The sequence below is a fragment of the Paenibacillus sp. FSL R5-0527 genome, assembly GCF_038008055.1.
GTDB lineage: Bacteria > Bacillota > Bacilli > Paenibacillales > Paenibacillaceae > Fontibacillus > Fontibacillus macerans.
The window spans coordinates 6,669,037-6,685,349 of record NZ_JBBOYI010000001.1 but is presented as its reverse complement, the minus strand read 5'-3'; the positions used below and the strand labels follow the sequence as shown (position 1 = coordinate 6,685,349).

The 16,313-nt window shown below is 46.5% G+C and carries 18 protein-coding genes and 1 pseudogene; 15 read left to right on the top strand and 4 right to left on the bottom strand.

The annotated features are described in order from the left end of the window. Positions 1-43: 43 nt before the first annotated feature. On the bottom strand, positions 44-3,001 hold the full coding sequence (locus NYE69_RS30090) for an S-layer homology domain-containing protein (protein WP_340929677.1): 2,958 nt from the start codon (positions 2,999-3,001) through the stop codon (positions 44-46). 246 nt (positions 3,002-3,247) lie between these two features. Next, positions 3,248-3,949: a hypothetical protein gene (locus NYE69_RS30085; RefSeq protein ID WP_340929676.1), complete on the bottom strand. Its 702-nt coding sequence runs from the start codon at positions 3,947-3,949 to the stop codon at positions 3,248-3,250. 404 nt (positions 3,950-4,353) lie between these two features. Between NYE69_RS30085 and NYE69_RS30080 the strand changes: the two genes are divergently transcribed. The 5 genes and pseudogenes from NYE69_RS30080 to NYE69_RS30060 all read left to right on the top strand — a co-directional run. Further along, positions 4,354-5,625: an MFS transporter gene (locus tag NYE69_RS30080; protein WP_328270252.1), complete on the top strand. Its 1,272-nt coding sequence runs from the start codon at positions 4,354-4,356 to the stop codon at positions 5,623-5,625. A 35-nt stretch (positions 5,626-5,660) separates the two neighbouring features. Beyond that, complete coding sequence (locus NYE69_RS30075) at positions 5,661-6,686, top strand: zinc-binding alcohol dehydrogenase family protein (RefSeq protein ID WP_445744803.1); 1,026 nt, start codon at positions 5,661-5,663, stop codon at positions 6,684-6,686. A gap of 222 nt (positions 6,687-6,908) precedes the next feature. Then, positions 6,909-7,919, top strand: a complete 1,011-nt coding sequence (locus NYE69_RS30070) for a YiiG family protein (RefSeq protein WP_196427465.1) — start codon at positions 6,909-6,911, stop codon at positions 7,917-7,919. 4 nt (positions 7,920-7,923) lie between these two features. Next, positions 7,924-8,955: a DUF3829 domain-containing protein gene (locus tag NYE69_RS30065; RefSeq protein WP_155619558.1), complete on the top strand. Its 1,032-nt coding sequence runs from the start codon at positions 7,924-7,926 to the stop codon at positions 8,953-8,955. 37 nt (positions 8,956-8,992) lie between these two features. Beyond that, positions 8,993-9,223: pseudogene (locus tag NYE69_RS30060) on the top strand (hypothetical protein); the annotation flags it as partial. A 77-nt stretch (positions 9,224-9,300) separates the two neighbouring features. On the opposite strand, the gene NYE69_RS30055 reads toward NYE69_RS30060, so the two are convergent. Continuing rightward, positions 9,301-9,426: a helix-turn-helix domain-containing protein gene (locus tag NYE69_RS30055; RefSeq protein WP_330164872.1), complete on the bottom strand. Its 126-nt coding sequence runs from the start codon at positions 9,424-9,426 to the stop codon at positions 9,301-9,303. Positions 9,427-9,818: 392 nt separating this feature from the next. Between NYE69_RS30055 and NYE69_RS30050 the strand changes: the two genes are divergently transcribed. The 10 genes from NYE69_RS30050 to NYE69_RS30005 all read left to right on the top strand — a co-directional run bounded on the left by NYE69_RS30050 (position 9,819) and on the right by NYE69_RS30005 (position 15,225). Further along, positions 9,819-10,556 carry a tRNA(His) guanylyltransferase Thg1 family protein gene (locus NYE69_RS30050; protein ID WP_340929671.1) on the top strand — a complete coding sequence of 246 codons (738 nt, stop codon included), beginning with the start codon at positions 9,819-9,821 and terminating at the stop codon, positions 10,554-10,556. Between the two features lie 2 nt (positions 10,557-10,558). Next, entirely contained in the window at positions 10,559-11,002 is a 444-nt protein-coding gene (locus NYE69_RS30045) for an ATP-binding protein (protein WP_155619560.1), read from the top strand. Continuing rightward, a complete protein-coding gene (locus NYE69_RS30040; RefSeq protein ID WP_230876998.1) occupies positions 10,999-11,484 on the top strand; it encodes a hypothetical protein in 486 nt (161 codons plus the stop codon). Before NYE69_RS30045 ends, NYE69_RS30040 begins: the two co-directional genes overlap by 4 nt. 42 nt (positions 11,485-11,526) lie before the next feature. After that, positions 11,527-11,859, top strand: coding sequence for an MmcQ/YjbR family DNA-binding protein (locus NYE69_RS30035; protein WP_155619561.1), 333 nt, complete (start codon positions 11,527-11,529; stop codon positions 11,857-11,859). A 107-nt stretch (positions 11,860-11,966) separates the two neighbouring features. Then, positions 11,967-12,227, top strand: a complete 261-nt coding sequence (locus NYE69_RS30030; RefSeq protein ID WP_155619562.1) for a hypothetical protein — start codon at positions 11,967-11,969, stop codon at positions 12,225-12,227. 61 nt (positions 12,228-12,288) lie between these two features. After that, positions 12,289-13,263 (top strand): hypothetical protein, encoded by a 975-nt coding sequence (locus tag NYE69_RS30025; RefSeq protein ID WP_155619563.1) that lies wholly within the window; start codon positions 12,289-12,291, stop codon positions 13,261-13,263. A 42-nt stretch (positions 13,264-13,305) separates the two neighbouring features. After that, positions 13,306-13,779: a DUF6630 family protein gene (locus NYE69_RS30020; protein ID WP_155619564.1), complete on the top strand. Its 474-nt coding sequence runs from the start codon at positions 13,306-13,308 to the stop codon at positions 13,777-13,779. A 143-nt stretch (positions 13,780-13,922) separates the two neighbouring features. Further along, the gene (locus NYE69_RS30015) at positions 13,923-14,423 is read left to right on the top strand and encodes a hypothetical protein (protein ID WP_155619565.1); all 501 of its coding nucleotides are present in this window, start codon (positions 13,923-13,925) and stop codon (positions 14,421-14,423) included. Beyond that, the gene (locus tag NYE69_RS30010) at positions 14,413-14,625 is read left to right on the top strand and encodes a suppressor of fused domain protein (protein ID WP_230876999.1); all 213 of its coding nucleotides are present in this window, start codon (positions 14,413-14,415) and stop codon (positions 14,623-14,625) included. The genes NYE69_RS30015 and NYE69_RS30010 overlap by 11 nt, the downstream gene beginning before the upstream one ends. Positions 14,626-14,637: 12 nt before the next feature. Further along, positions 14,638-15,225: a hypothetical protein gene (locus NYE69_RS30005; RefSeq protein WP_340929664.1), complete on the top strand. Its 588-nt coding sequence runs from the start codon at positions 14,638-14,640 to the stop codon at positions 15,223-15,225. A 21-nt stretch (positions 15,226-15,246) separates the two neighbouring features. Here NYE69_RS30005 and NYE69_RS30000 read toward each other — a convergent pair whose 3' ends face one another. Beyond that, positions 15,247-16,245, bottom strand: coding sequence for a UDP-N-acetylmuramate dehydrogenase (locus NYE69_RS30000; RefSeq protein WP_340930581.1), 999 nt, complete (start codon positions 16,243-16,245; stop codon positions 15,247-15,249). Positions 16,246-16,313: the final 68 nt, after the last annotated feature.

The following is a 16,313-nucleotide window of genomic DNA, read 5'->3' as shown; positions in this document are numbered from 1 at the left end:
TTTCTTTAACCTCAGGTTCCAAAGCATCTTCCGCTTCAGACTCTCACTGATAATTCACTTCTTCCGCGAAGTAAATCTCCTTCAAACGATCCTTTATGCGTTGAATTTCCTCTGCTGTTAACGGAGCCGTAGGATTTAGCTTGAAGTTCCTTCCGGTGACGTAGCTTACATCCGTGTCCTTATTCAAGTTGTAGGGTGTCTTTGGAACCGGAACGCGGGTATAGTCGGTGAAATCAATAATAGACCATGCTTCGTCTCCATCTTCCTTGGATAAAATAATCCGCTGTGAGGCGTTTTCCGTCCACAAATAGCGCAGATTGGCCGGTGAATTATTGGAGTCCATAGCCGTCTTAATGCCGGAGCCTCTGAACATGAGCGTAAATTCCGCATGATCATTATTCGATCCGGCTGATGATTCATAAATCTGTTTCAGTCCGTCCACGCCTACAATCTCAACCTCGCGGTGGGCAGGGAAGTGATTCACAAAGTTCTCCCAGATTTGCGACATGTTATGGTTGCTGGCAAGCCAGTTGATGTCCAAAATAATGGACATGTAGTTTACCGTATTTATACGTTGAAACGGATTGTCCAAATATTGTTGTGCTATATACAGTTGTGGTGCCGCATCCGTTTCATTCACATAGGGGTCGCCCGGATGGAGCGTCCAGCGTGAGGAATCTTGGGTATAGCGTGATCCAATCGGATCAATCGTAATCGAGTTCATGAATACGGTACCGCTATTATCTGTAAATCCCTGCGCGGGGACCATCGGATTGTCCTTATTGGACCAGTAAGGCATCAAAGGTGAACCCTCACCATACATGCCGTTCACATTATATTGTGTAGCCGACCACCCCATCGCGGAAGTGATCTTAAAGTGATCTTTAAGCCATTGGGTTTGCTCGGGATTCACCGTAAAGCTGGTCAATGATTTAGGCAGATACTTCCGATATTGGTCCGTATCCATGCTTTCAAACACCGAAGGCGACCCCAACGTACCGGATTGGTGCAGCTCATTGAGCGCATTATAACGATACATATACAACCACTCGTTCATCCGCAATTCCCAAAAAGGGAGCTCATACAGGTTATTCGGATACCCGTCCAAAATACCGACTTCATCACCATACTGATCGACGTATTCCAACACCTTTTTAAGCTGCGGACGATTCGTTTCCACAAAAACAAATCGATTTTCCATAGCCCAAGTTACTTTTATGTTAGGGCCAAAGCGGTCCATCAGCAATTGACGAGCCTGCTCGATTTGCTCTACCGTGGTCGTACTGCCCGGATCTTGTCCCTGCAGCATTAGCGAGACAGCAAAATATTGCTTTTGGCGTTCTCCGGGTACTACCGTTAATTCGGCATCGGATATGAAGTGAATTCCCTGGGATGGCGATTCAACTTCGATCTTGAACGGAATGACGGAGTTCACTGCAGGAATCAGATGCAGGTTGGCGATGTGCCCATCCTCGTCAAATATTCCCCTGGAATCCTCAATCCGAAGCTTCAAGTCCGACGGTAACTGACTTGCTGGTATAACCTCTCCCTTAGCATTCTGAAATACATAGGGCATACTCCAGGCTGCAGGGTCTAGAGTAGGGGACTGCGGAATGGTATACGTGGCCAAGTATACGGACTTGATTACACTCGGGTCCTCTACTGGAGGAGTTTTTCCTTTTACGATCACTTTGGTCTGTGCTGTAAGTACCTGATAGGGCTTGGCAACGATGATTTTTATCCCTACAGGAATGAAGCTGTCAGCCGCCGGAATAAGCTCGGCATGGGCGATTTTCCCTTGTTCATCAAAAACCCCTAATTCATCGCTAAATGCATAAGTAACATTTGTGACGCTGGCCGCGGGAATGCTTACCGGCCGCCCCTCCTTGTAGAGCTGAAAGGACAGCTGATACGAAGGATACGTTTCCGGTTGATTTACCAGCTCCGGCGCCTTGATGACGACCTCATCCGCCACAAAATCCACAGGAGGGTCACCTACTGGAAGCACCGGTGGTTTTGGCGGAGTTGTTGGTGGTGTCACAGGCGGTGTTACTGGTGGTTTGGGATCAGAACCTGGTGGTAACATCGGCTGTTCCGGCTTCGGTTCTGTTGGCGTTACCGGATCTGTTGGCGTTACCGGTTCTGTTGGTGTTACTGGCTCTGTTGGCGTTACCGGGCCTGCTGGAGGATCCGGTCTAGGACTGTGGCTTCTGGGCTCCGCGATTTGCGGATTCGCACGCCGGCCGCTAATTTCCGGCGCCAGATCGACCGCTGCCTTATTCGGTTCTGGCGGGCTGGCCGGCTGATTCGCCATTGCAGCTTCATTTCCCGATAAATCCAGTAAACGCTTGGCGCGATCTCTCAGATCGTCACCGCCGAGCCATACCCGATAAGCAACCAGCGTAGCGTCCTGCCGTGTCACAAAATGTTTGGGATGGAAATAATGATTCGTATCTCCCTCTATCAGCTCTAATTGCTCCATCAGCCACACGCTCGTTTGCGCATAGTCCGATATATCGGACCGGTCCACAAAGCTGGATATAACGGGGGATGAGATATCTTCAGAAACCCCGAAATACCTGGCGTACCATACGGCCATATCCTGGCGAGTCAGATTGCGCTTGGCGCCGAATAATTGGCCGCCGATTCCTTTAGTGATGCTCTCTTCCTGCAAAACCCGCACATAAGGGAGAGCCCATGGGGACACATCGCGAAAAGAAGCTAGCTCTTTGTTATTCGGTATTCGCTTTAAGGTTTTAGCGAAAATGCTTGCCCATTCCTGCCGCGAAATCAATTGCAAAGGCCGAAAGCTCCCATCCTTATAACCGGTAACGTAACCTTTGGCAGCCATGGCCTCGATCGCATCAGCCGCATAGGAATGTTCAATATCGTTAAAGGTTCTGTCCGCAAAAGCGGGAACACTATGCATACAGAACAGCCACACCGCCAGTAGACCAGCCAGGTAACGCCTAATTCGGTTTGATTTTTTTTCACACTTCATTATTTCAGATCATTGCACCTCCTCTACGAGACAATACCGAATTACTCTTCGGCTGCACCCCCATGTCAATTGTGAAAATTAGCACTTTTTTTCAAACGAGTTTTCATTTCCATTACAAAAAACACCAAACTGTATATACTTGGATTATCGGAAGAATCTCCCTGGGAGTGAATAAAACCAGTAAAAAAAGTGGTTTTAGAAACATACCTTTTAAAGCCATAATTCCCTATCACTTAACAATGGTTTTCATTGGTAATTGAGTGTTTGAGAACCCTTATAAACGTAATAATAGCCGTTTGAAATTCCATCTTGCGGATAAGCCGCAGGATCTTCGCTTGTTACTTGACCTACAAGCTCTCGATTTATAAACGCAGGTTCTCCTTCCTCGATGAACGCTTCAGCGGACATTCCACTGATCGGCCTTACCGTACTGGACCAGAACGTAACCAAATAAACATCGTCAGCATTAAACTGATATCGTCCTTCACTTGGTGTCCCCTCATAAAACAGCTCTGCCAAAGCAGCCGCTTCCGACCCTCTCATGAAAATGCGAATATCATCGGTTCCGTTCCAGCGGTGGGGGATCCCGCCCCTTGGATTGACGTATTCTACAATTTCCGGCTCCACATCGCGAATAAAATCAACAACCGTATATTTATAAACCCCGTCCGTTACACTCACGGTTGCAACCCCAGTTGTTTTCCCTGTTCTATAGCCGGTGTACCCTCCGTATACATTTGGGGTTTCGCTGATCGCGGCAAAAAACGTTTTCTGATCCATAGATCCTGCTCTTCCGGGTACTGCGGTGAGTCTATAGGTCCTGACTTCCGTGCCCTTATACTTATCCCAAGCGTATTCTGCAGCCGCATAAGATACTCCGTTATTCCAGCCCGCAGAGACCGCCATGAGAATGCCAATCATCAAAAATAATCGCCATTTTTTCAACATCTTTTTCTCTCCTTTTTTTTCTCTAAATCCACGCAAATGATCATTAGCATTATAGCGTTTCAATAATTCCACTAACAGTTAAATTTTAGAAGAAAATAGGAGTAGGGGGGGCAAAAGAACTATTTTTCGGGGAGTGACAAAATGATCACAAACTTCAACTTGTATACTAGCATAATGTATGCTAGTATTTCACTTAAGGCTGGCCTTAAGAAATCTGTACAGATGAAGCAGTTATAAGAAAGCGCTTTATGTTAATTGGAAAAAGCAATTTGTGCGGCGAAGGCGGCGATCGGCAATCTCACCCCATGGCTGGCCGTACATATTGACGGCGGATTTATGGTTTGCTCGGGCGTTTAATAAGCGAGTGGCGACAAAATTCCATCATTGAAAGGAGTCGACAGCTCATGTTTTCTAAAGGGCGTGGCATCGTTCTGGTTTTGCTGTTTTTGGCGGGAGTTATTAATTACTTGGATCGCTCGGCTTTCTCCGTCGCAGCTCCATTTATTCAGAAAAATTTTCAGCTCAATGCGGCTCAAATGGGCCTATTATTTAGCAGCTTCTTTATTGGTTACGCTCTCTTTAACTTTATAGGCGGTTTCTTGTCCGACAAGTTCGGCCCGAAAAAGGTGCTCGGTTATTCCATGACATTCTGGTCGCTTTTTGCCGGTTTAACCGCCGCTACCTTCAACTTTGTCTCTTTGTTTATTGCGCGCGTATTGTTTGGGATGGGGGAAGGTCCGCTCTCCTCCTCGCAAAGCAAAATGGTCAATAACTGGTTTCCGAAGAAATACCGGGCCAGAGCTTTATCGATCTCCATGGCCGGAACCTCGCTTGGCGGAGCCATTTCGGGTCCTATCGTCGGGATTATTGCTTTGACTTGGGGCTGGAAAGTATCCTTTGTCCTGATTACGATTATAGGTCTGATTTGGACGGCGTTCTGGCTCAAATGCGTGAAGGATGCTCCGAAGGACGTTGAAGACGATGAAGCTGATGATGAAAAAGAGGTACAGCCTGCTCCGGCCGGCAAAACCAAAACCCCGCTCTCTTTTTATTTGAAACATCCGACGGTTTTGTTTACGTCGGTAGCGTTTTTTGCCTACAACTATATCTTGTTTTTCTTCCTAACCTGGTTCCCGAGTTATTTGATTCAGGCCAGGGGCCTGGACATCAAAGAGATGAGCTTTGCCACGATGATTCCGTGGACGGTTGGGTTTCTCGGCTTTGCTTTGGGCGGCTTCATTATCGATTTTCTTTACAAAAAGACAGGCAATGCCATGTTCTCCCGCAAAGTCGTATTGGTCACATGTTTGCTTGGCGCGGCGGTCAGTATCGGCTTTGCCGGTCTGGTCAACACCACGGCTGCCGCAGTTTCATTGATGGCAGCGGCGGTATTCTTCCTGTATCTTACAGCGATTACGTACTGGGCGATTATTCAAGATACGGTTGAAAAAGAGCGGGTGGGCGGCGTCGGCGGCTTCATGCATTTTCTTGCGAATACATCCGGCATCATCGGCCCGACGGCTACCGGAATGCTCGTGCAAACGACAGGTCATTTTACAAGCGCTTTCATTCTGGCAGGCGGGCTGGCGGTGATCGGGGCGTTGTGTGTCGCTTTTTTCGTAAAGCCCATTAAGGATAAAAAAGTGAAGCTTGCCACGGAACGGACGATTGCTTAAATAAACCTAAATTATAAGGGAACGGAGTGAGTGGATTGAAAGCGATACAAGTTGTGGAACCGGGGAAAATGAGACTGATCGAAAAAGAAATGCCGCGGATTATTCACGGTAACGAGGTGCTGATTAAGGTTCGCATGGTAGGCATATGCGGCTCCGACATGCACATTTATCATGGGACTTCGCCGGTAGCCACTTACCCGCGCGTTATCGGCCACGAGATGGCAGGGGAAATCGTAGAAATCGGCGCGGATGTCAGCCGGCTGTCGCCTGGAGATAAGGTGGTGATGGAGCCGATCGAAACCTGCGGACAATGTTATGCCTGTAAAGCCGGCCGTAAAAATGTGTGCGCCAAGCTGCAGGTGTACGGAGTTCACAAGGACGGCTCTTTCCAGGATTATATCGTTCTTCCCGAGCATTTAGTGCATAAAGTGGACCATCGTTTGGCATGGGAGGAGGCGGTTTTGGTCGAACCGTTCACGATCGGCGCCCAAGCGAACTGGCGTGGCGATGTCCGGGCCGGAGATTTTGTTTTTATTATGGGAGCGGGTCCGATCGGTTTGTGTGCGCTGCAGGTCGCCAAACTCAAAGGCGCGGTGTGCATGATTTCCGACTTAAGCGATGAGAAGCTGGCATATGCTAAGGAAGTTGGCGCCGACTATACTTTGAATCCGCTTACCGATAATGTGGCCGACGAGATTAAGCGCATAACGGGCGGATTAGGTCCGAACGTAACGATTGATGCGGTTTGTACGGAAAAAACCTTCGAACAGGCGGTGGAAATGACCTCAGTGGCCGGACGGGTTGTCGTTCTCGGCTTTGGCGAGACCCCTTCGCAAATACCGCAGCTGCCCATTACTAAGAAAGAAGTAACCATCGCGGGCTCCCGTTTGCAATCGGGCAAGTTTCCTGAAGTGATAGAATGGTTTAACAGCGGAAGGATCGCGGTGAATTCTTTTGTCACGCATCGTTTTGCGTTGGAGGATTTCCGTGCAGCGATCGAGCTCATCGAAACCCATCCTAACCAAGTTCGGAAAGTAGTCCTGGAGCTCCATACGAAATAGAGATAGGATCGCCAACCACCGGGCCAAGCGGACCGAAGGCTTAGGAGAAACATCTGTCATATCCTGTTGTTATTTCTTATAACAGTGCGGGATTTACAGATGTTTTTTGTTTTTGTCCGCGTTCATGATTTTCCCATCCCCTATTCAAATCCGCCGCTTCCAGCCGATATAGATAAAGGTGCGGGGAGACTCGAGATTACGACAAAAAAGGGAGAGAACGTAGTGAAGAAAGTTGTAAATTTGTTTTTGTGTATGATGTTGATCACGATAGCGGCAACGGCATGCAGCCTGCCGGCAGCAGGGAAACTTACGGGGGCGGCCGGTGGAGACGAGGTGAAGGATACGCTTAAGTATAACGATTACATTGACCTTAGCAATCAGATTAACGGTGGGATGTATGACCTTGTTTTCACCAGGTATGTGGAGGAGTTCGGTCCGGAGAAGGAAATTTACATCGATGACAGGTTTGACGGGTACAGCACAACGCCGTTTATTCCGACCGTGATCGAGAGTGCCGGTAAAACATTGGATTTTGCCTCCGCCGAACCGTCTTATGGTGCAACGGATGAGAAAGTAAAAGAGTTAATGCCGATTATCATAGATTTGATGAAAACGAATAATGACATTCAAAACTACTACACGGCGAAAACCTATGTCGATGACGACTTTAAACAAGGCCGCGAACTACATACGCGTTTTATTTCTTTGTTTGAGAAGTACATAGAGGTGGGGCAGCAATTCAACGAAGCATTTGCGGAGATCACGAATGAGCGCAAGTATGCGGATGCGGAGAAGCTGAAGGATGAAGATATGCTGATACGCTACTACGCGATGAGCATCGTATTGCGGGCACAGGAGATTCAGGAAGCTTTTTACAATAAGGGAGTCGGGGACGAAAACGTTTTGGATTTCGATGTTAAGGAATATGAGGAATTGTATCAATTGCTGACCGAGGATATCGAGCATTATTTTGAGTATTCCAAGGATGCCGAGCGGCGGAAGAAAGAGGGATGGTCAAATCTCGAAATATTCCCGACAAGCATAGAAGGGGTAAAAGTAACGGCAACCGATATTCTCAGAATTTTGCAGGAACAGGATCCGGAGATTAACAGCGACACGGAAGGCAAAGTGACGACAGGCGGGCCTAATGCGATTTTGTCGACGTTTGACCGCAAGGTCTCAATCCTCGTGGATGCCTACAATACCACCAGCAGTTTAGCGGGCTTGAATTAATTCGATGAAAAGCGTGAGATCAAGGTGGGACGTTGTTGTATCTTTAAGCCTTCTGGCTGTACTGCTCTCGTCCTGCCAGTCGCCGCTGGAGCTGGTGAAGATCATCCGGCCGGAAGGAACAAAGCCGGCTGCCTCCACCCAGGAGGAAAATCCCGGAACGGAAGCGGCGGCACGGAAATATGCCGGCTATAGCGCCCTGGATATTTATATCCATGGCGAAATAGCCGATGTTCTGGAGCGGTACGGAGAACGGTTCGGACATAAGGAAAAATTCGCTCTGCGCAAAGAGGCTCATCTGGAGTGGGGCGTAAATCTGGAGCTTAAAGAGACCTATAAACTGGCGGAGTATACGGAATTGGCCGCTAAACAGCCTGCCTTGCCTGAGGTCGATGACGCCGTAACGAAGCTTGCTCCGAAGCTGGAGGATCTGGTCAAGACGCTTGGCGAAATCGATACCTATTACAGGTTCAAATTTTACGTCGATGACAATTTTGCGAAGGGGAAAACGCTGCATGAACAGCTACAGATTCTGCTGAAGGAATGGGAGCCGCTTGCGGAAGACTTCACGGTTAATCTGCATCAGTCGCTATTGGAGCAGCGAGAGCTAGATCTCGCCGATTTCAAGGCAAACGATCAGATGATCCGGTACCGTGCGCTTGCATCGATCATGGCAGCGGAAGCGATTGAAGACGAACTGATCAGGCAGGGCGTGACATCGGAGACATTAAACGGCCTCGATGCCGCATCCTACCGGGTTCTGTACGATCGGCTTACAGAAGAAGTAGCCCAGTATATCGCCTTGGCTGACGATCCGGAGCGGGTAAAGCAAGAAGGGCTGGAGACCTATAATTCGTATGGAAACATGCTGAAACATAAAACCATGCTGGTGAAAGCCTCCGCCACCGATTTGCTGCAGCGGGCCGAGCAATCGCGGACGTTCGATGAACACAACAAAGACGGCACGCCCAAAGACTATAAGAAGAAGCTGCAGGAGGCCATTTTGGAATATTATGTGTTTGTTATTGGACCTGAATAAGGGTTGATTCTAAGAAAGGAAGTTTTTTCATGACATAATAGATGCCCGGCTGCCGCTGGCTTTTGTGTTCATCGTGTCGGGAGTGATTGTCTGGTATATAGGAAAAGCGCTTAACGCCGATGCGGGCAAAGTGCTGGTTGATATGGAAACGGGGCAACGCTACCAAATGGGATTCCAGCATAGTCTGTTTTTTATCCCTATGCATTATTGGGGGCCGATCGGCCTAGTGATAGGATTTATTCTGATTGTTGCAACGATATTTACGTAGGGTTAACTTTGCATAACATGAGCAATTCTTTGAACACCACACTACGAGCCAGATGCTCCTATTGCGGTGTTTTTCTTTTAACGGTGAGTAGAGTCATCAGAGCGTCCTACAAGGTAATCAAGGCTTACATCAAAATAATCAGCCAGAGCGCAAGCAACTTCTAAACTAGGAGTTCGCGTCCCTCTTTCCCAATGACTTACAATAGTTCTGTCAACTCATAAGGAAGCGGCAATGTCTTGCTGTGAGATTGACTTTACAAGGCGTAAATTTTTAAAACGCTCCGCAAATATTTCTCGATTAAACATAAAACAGCTCCTTGACCCGTGACCATAAGTCACAAGTTAACATGGATTCTCAAATTTATAGGTACGGATTTACGTAGGCTCATGCTCGTATATTTTGACGAAAGATCTTAGAAATATTCTTGGCGTCATCGATTCCTCTATGATGTGTCCCATCCAAGGGTAAATCAAGCATCTTTAGCGCCCTTTCCATGCCGACTCCCTTTTCTGTGCCAATCAATTTGAGGAGGTTTCCATAATTATCTATAATGGGCCTTGGATGCATGATTAAGAAGGAGACAAAAGAACAAATAATGAAAAAAGACGACTTTGGCAACCGGATGAAGGGGTATGAGAATATTTTCAGACAAACGCTTCCTCAGCGGCTCCCCGTGATCCTTCGAATCGATGGCTCTCATTTTCACTCCTTTACGCGGGATATGAAAAAACCGTTCGATGAAGCGTTAATTCAAGCGTTTTGGGAGACCTGCAAGTACCTGGCCCAGAATATGATGGGCTGCAAGTTGATTTATCATCAAAGTGACGAGATATCGATTCTTTTGACCAATTATGATAAGCTGACAACGCAATCCTGGTTTGAAAATAATCTGCAAAAGATGGTTTCGGTTTCGGCCTCAATGGCTACCGCAAAGTTCAATGAGGTCATTAAAGAAGCCTATCCGGATAAACCTCTGGCTACTTTTGATAGCCGGGCCTGGGTGCTTCCTCATGATGAAGTCACTAATTATTTTCTCTGGAGACAACAAGACGCGACTAAAAACAGTATTTCGATGGTGGCTCAGGCCAACTTTCCTCACGAGAAGCTGCAGGGGTTGGATGGGGGAAAACTTCAGGATAAGCTGTTCTTGGAGAAAGGCATCAATTGGAACGACTTGCCCGTTTGGCAGAAACGCGGGGCATGCATTACCAAGCAGTTCTATAAAAAAGGGGAAGCGATACGCAGCAAATGGGATGTTGACCTCAATACGCCGATTTTTAGTCAGGATAGAGAGTACGTAAACCAATACGTGTATTTATCGAAGGATGAATGATTATGGAATGTGTTATTTTCATCGGAATTCAGGCTTCCGGGAAATCAACATTTTACAAGGAAAAATTTTTTAAAACCCACATGAGAATAAACCTCGACATGTTGAGGTCCAGGCATCGGGAAAATGTTTTTCTGGAAGCCTCCCTTCGCACCAGCCTGCCCTTTGTGGTGGATAATACAAATCCTACCTTGGAGGACCGAAAAAAATATATCGAATTAGCCAAAAAACATAAATTTAAAATCGTCGGTTATTATTTTGAACCCAATTATGATTTATCGTATGAGCGAAACGAACAGAGGCAAGGGAAAGAAAAGGTCGCGGAAATAGGGATCAGAAGCACATTAAAAAAATTGCAGATACCTTCATACGATGAGGGATTTGATGAACTGTATCTAGTGAGATCCCATAGCGGTAAGTTTGCGATTGAAAAGATGACAAAGGATTGAAAGTAGGGAAGACTGCTGAATATAAGTATGATTACGATGATTTATTCCATCTCGGGGTAAGTCCGCATAATGCCGATGTTATGACCAGGATTAGTGTACCGGGCCAACTTGGTGATTTTGAATTCTATGAAAAAGATCGTTTTCAAAAAACATTTATTGAAGGCGTGGCCTACATCCAAATCGGTCATTACGGATATGGGGAGTATGGGCTTTACGTCAAAGAAGGCGGGGACGAGGTTTGCGTAGACTCCGTTTTTCATCAACCCTCAATCTATACGCTTAATAAAAACCTCAGAACGTTTTTCTTGTTTCATTTAATTAGGCATGAATTGCTAATGACCATGAGACGGCAAGGTCAATATACTTCCTATAAATATGCGGGTGAGCTGCGTAAAATGTACGAGCAAATAGACCCTGTAGCTATGCGGGATGTTGAGGGTTATTGGTCACATCTGGTAGAAGACTATAAAACAGGATTATGAAACCGGCCAGAGAGAGAAGTATAATCTGAGGTGAGGCAAGCTATGAAAACTAGACAAGAAGCCATTAACTATTGCTTGAGTTTGGGCCATGCGTATGAAGATACTCCTTTTCGTGATAAGAATTGGACCGTAATGCGGCATGTGAAAAACAATAAGGTATTTGCGTGGATCTTTGAAAAAGCAGGCCATATCTGGATCAATGTAAAATGTGAACCGGGGGCCTTGGAATTCTGGCGCCAGGCATACGCTTCGGTAGTCCCGGCTTTTCATCTGAATAAAGACCATTGGAATTCCATCATTCTTGACGGTACCGTTCCGGAGGAAGAAGTACACGAAATGATAAGCCAGAGCTATGTGTTAACTAAGCAGAAATAAATAGCTACAGGGGGAGAGTGTGAAATGAAAAAGACCAACCTGCCAGATGTATTAATCATATCCATGTTTCCTTCTGTCTCTTTAAATCATGAAAGAGTAATCATGAAATGGTTGATTTATTCGGAAAAGAAGTGATCAACAGCACCCCGGTTGTTGTAAAAGACCTAAACTGGGGAGGGACCCGGTTCGATATCGTTGATAACCTTTGGGAGGCAAGCCCAGACCAACTCCTGGATTCGTGGATCAAGGCTATGGAGCATCTCCAAAGTAGTGAAATCCTAGCCACCCCAAGTTTTAATTTAGATGACAAGAGAACCGTTAATTTTAACATAAGTAATGGATGGAAAGAATTTATTGCCAGGTTATAGAAAGGTTAACTAAACGCAGGAGCCAAGGATATGGATTTGTTGGAAGAAGGAGACTAGTCGAATGCTCAATCCGAAAAAACTCAATATAGCGTACAAAAGATACCGTAAAAACTTCGTAAATGGGATTAAATTTGAAGATGTCCAAAAGCGGTATGAACAGAAGAAAAATAAAGTTATTGAAATAGTTGAATCAAATCATACAGAAAAGGATCATATTTTGCTGATCGATTTAGACTCCATAGCTTCCTATTACCTGTCCCAATGGAAAAACGATGTATTGATTACCGGCGGGAAGCGGCCGGAAGGTTTAAAGCACATGCAAATGGTCGTTTTCTATCAATGCATGGCCCAGGATCTTTATAAGGTCCGGTATCCAAAGATGATGCTGGAGTATACGTTTAGAGAAGTTATCGCCGCGTTAATTCATTTTACAATGTTTGGGTGGGAGAAAGAAGAAAGTATACTCTTTGATTTCATAGTAAACCGTCTGGGCGGGAACATTCTGGACGCCGATGATCCGAACACACACGTGTGGTTTTTGATGGAGTTGTATTTGCAATATAGAAAAAAGACCGTCGCAGGAACCGATCAACACGTACATACCGTTGTGAATCAAAAGTTGAAGGAGGCCGGACTGCCGTACGATTCGATACCGGATGACCTGGAGGTGTATCGGCACGTATTGGATCGATGGTCGACATCCGACCCAACGGAGATCGTGCAATTGATCGGCAGCATGTCATTATTCCATTCGGTGCAGGCTTCTGAAATAGGGAATTTTCATGAGTTTGGCGATTATCGATACGGATTTTATCCCTATGAAATCTTGTTCCTGCTCCATGTGCGGAGAATGCAAGGCTTGCCGATTCCCGAGCACTTTGAAGATTTTTTAATGAACAACCCGGAAGCCAAAATGGAGATCAGCAACCCTGAACCTTACCCGGAGTGGGACCCGATGCTGCGTCTGATCGATCATTTCTACCGCAAGAATTACCCCGAGTATATCCCTAACCAACATGGGGAGCTGTTTCGATAATTATAGTAATCATCCTACATAACCCACCAGGAGGACTTCAAAATGTCAGAAGAAGCGCTCATCCCCCTTATTTTCGAAGAAGATCAAGACTTGTTAAATAACCCGGAGATACTGGACAAGTACTCGGATTTAGTGGATTACGGATTTGCTACGAAGCGATTTCTCTATCTCGATCATCGAGGCGAAGAGAATCAAGAGATTGTGAACTATATTTTGGATTATGAATTCGCTCATGACCTCGAATTGGCTTCCGAGGAGGAGCTTGAGCAACTAGGGGAATTTGAGTATGAATATGTGCCTGAAAAGATCAAAGAAGTCAACAAGCTCATTTCGCCAAAAGGCTATGGTCTATTCTATTATCCAACCGGCGGCGACTTCTGCGCCCTGTTTATATCTAAATTGGAGCATAAATCCAAATTGCTGGAAGTTGAAATCGTGGACGATGAATGGACGCCTATCCAGGAAAGATATATTCAGTATTTTGAATATGTTTTGGACGGCAGAAGGTCTGAATAGATTTTGAGCAGAGCTTTTGAACTGTATCTATTATTATGAGGATCGGAATAAAGAGTTTATCCAAATATTGATCGACAAATTGTCAGAAAAACTAAAGTCTGTTTAGGTTGTACGATTGAGTCTTTTAAGGAGAAGAGAACCAGATGAAAGAAGTTGTCGTGCGCGAAGAAAATTTAAATCGTTTTGTGAATATCCCCTGGTTTGTGAACTGTGGTAAAAGATCGAACATTGAATTATTGTGTTTGGTTCAGTTTGTAGAGAGCTGGGAAGAAGCGGAAGCGTTGGATGAGAAGGAAGACTGGGAGAATGTAATCTCCAGCGGCCGGGAGAACCTGGCCGAATTTGTCTGGAAATTAGGTTACAGTGTGAGGGACTTCAACTCCGTCGTGGCTGCGGTAAGAGATTCAGCTCAGTATACATCGGCAGTTTCAGAAATGTATGAAGCCATCGAAGAGCAGAACATCAAAGAGGGGTTCGGCGATACTATAGGCTGGCTAATGCTTAATGCGGGCATAGAGGAAGTATTTAAGGATTACAAAGGCTGTCCGAAATTTTTCAGGGAAATGCTGGAGGTTCTTAAATATGGGCACTGTCCTTGCGGTTGGTATGGAAGATGGCCGAAAGGCACGCTTTATGTGTATTAATCCGGAAGCGAAAGAAGGCAGAGCGTTTTTTGAGTTGCAGATTTCACCGGGCAATAATATTCGATTTTTGGTAGCCGCCCCTTTTTACAACGAGGAAGTTAGCTTTTTACACCGTTATGGGTTCAATGATTTTCTGGACAAGCTGGATCAGGCTGGTTTCAGCGATGTATTGGATTTAGAGCGAGAAAACATGTGCCGATAGGAGCGTCAAACCATGGAGCATAAAGCATTTCTATTTAATACAAAAGGTTTTGAGCAGGAGCTTTGCCGCCTCATCATCGCTTGCGGCGAAAAAAACGACCCCGAGCCACTACGCGAGTTCATTACGAACCGCATGGGGCGGGTTCGCTCGGTATATACGGGGGAACTGCTGGATCATGATTGGGAAGATGAATTAGAGGTCGGAAATGTGCAGGAACTCGCCGACTTTTCGATGACTTGTTTTTACGACCCGGAAGAGGACCACGGACTTGCGTATGCCTGGGACGATTTACTGGAGAACTTAAAAGAACTTCCTGCAAGCTTCGACCATGAGTACGTTCTGCTTGGCCGCCCGGTTGGGGCGGGAACGTTTCAACTGGATCCGGGAGGCATGGGCATGGGATTTGTTCAGGCGGATGATGTTCCATCATTACTCAAGGGCCTGATTGAATGCAGAAGCACTTTTGCGGAAAAAGGGATGTCTTCGGATGGAGCTTTGAATATGTCCGGCTTTTCCGAGTTGATTGAAGCTTACGACGAGTTAATTCTTTTGTATAAAAAAGCGGCGGAGCACCAGTTCGGACTACTGTTTACTTTTTGAAAAGTTTACCTGCGTGCGTGACTATACAATCACCACTTCCGGCTCGGGGACAAAATCGTAGTGTTTATAAATTTCCTCCTGCACCAGTTTTATCAGGTCCAATACATCCTGTGCCTTCGCGCCTCCGCGGTTTTGAATGACGTTGCCGTGGGTGGGGGAAATGATTGCTTTGCCGCGTTCCGTTCCTTTGAGGCCCAGACTTTCCACGAGTTTGCCGATCGGCTGCCCGATGGTGTAATTGTTTTTGAAGACCGAACCGCAGGATGGAAAAGAAAAGTGATGTTTTCCCGTCCGATCCGCGATGATTCCTTTTAACGCGGCTGAAGCCGTGGCGGAAGGGTTCGGTTTCTGTGCAAATTGCCGGATAAAATAAGCCGAGAATTCCGCCAGGCTTGAAATGCTCAGCGACGGTGCGGCCAGTTGCTTGCGGCAAGCGGCGATAGTGGCGGGGGCGACCGGGCGGGAGGTCATTAAATCGGCGCCGACAATCACCCAGGGATGACGCTGAAAAATCGATTTTTTGTAGGCAAACTCGCAGTCTTGCCCCGCAATCGCCTGAATTCCCCGGCCAATCGCCGTCAGGTCGATGTAGTATACCGTATCCAGGACATCGCAGATCTGGCGGTCAAAATACTTGGCATTCATGTAGATTCCGCCTCCCAGCGTGCCGGGCAGCAAAAAAGTAAACTCGAAATCTGGAATCCCTGCGTGCAATCCCAGCAACGCCAAAAGTGACATCGGCGTACCGGCGGAAACATACAGCCGTTCTCCTTTTATATGGAAATCCACCTGCTCCCGCAGGGAAATAAATAACATTTCTTTGCTTGGCTGGTCCGGAAAGAGCAGATTGGAGCCCATGCCGAACAAAAACGGCAACAAACCGCTGGCCGAAGCTTGCTCTAAAGCGGTCAGCACTTCTTCGGCCGTCTTCGGAGCGGCCAACCAGCGGGCGTCACCGCCGATATCATAAGTCGAGAAGGAAGCCAAATTTATATTTGAAACAAACAGTTCCGATTTCATTTGCACGTGAAGATTTCTCCTTTGGGTCAACAATAAAGAATCGCATACCATTATATTACGGCCCGCCC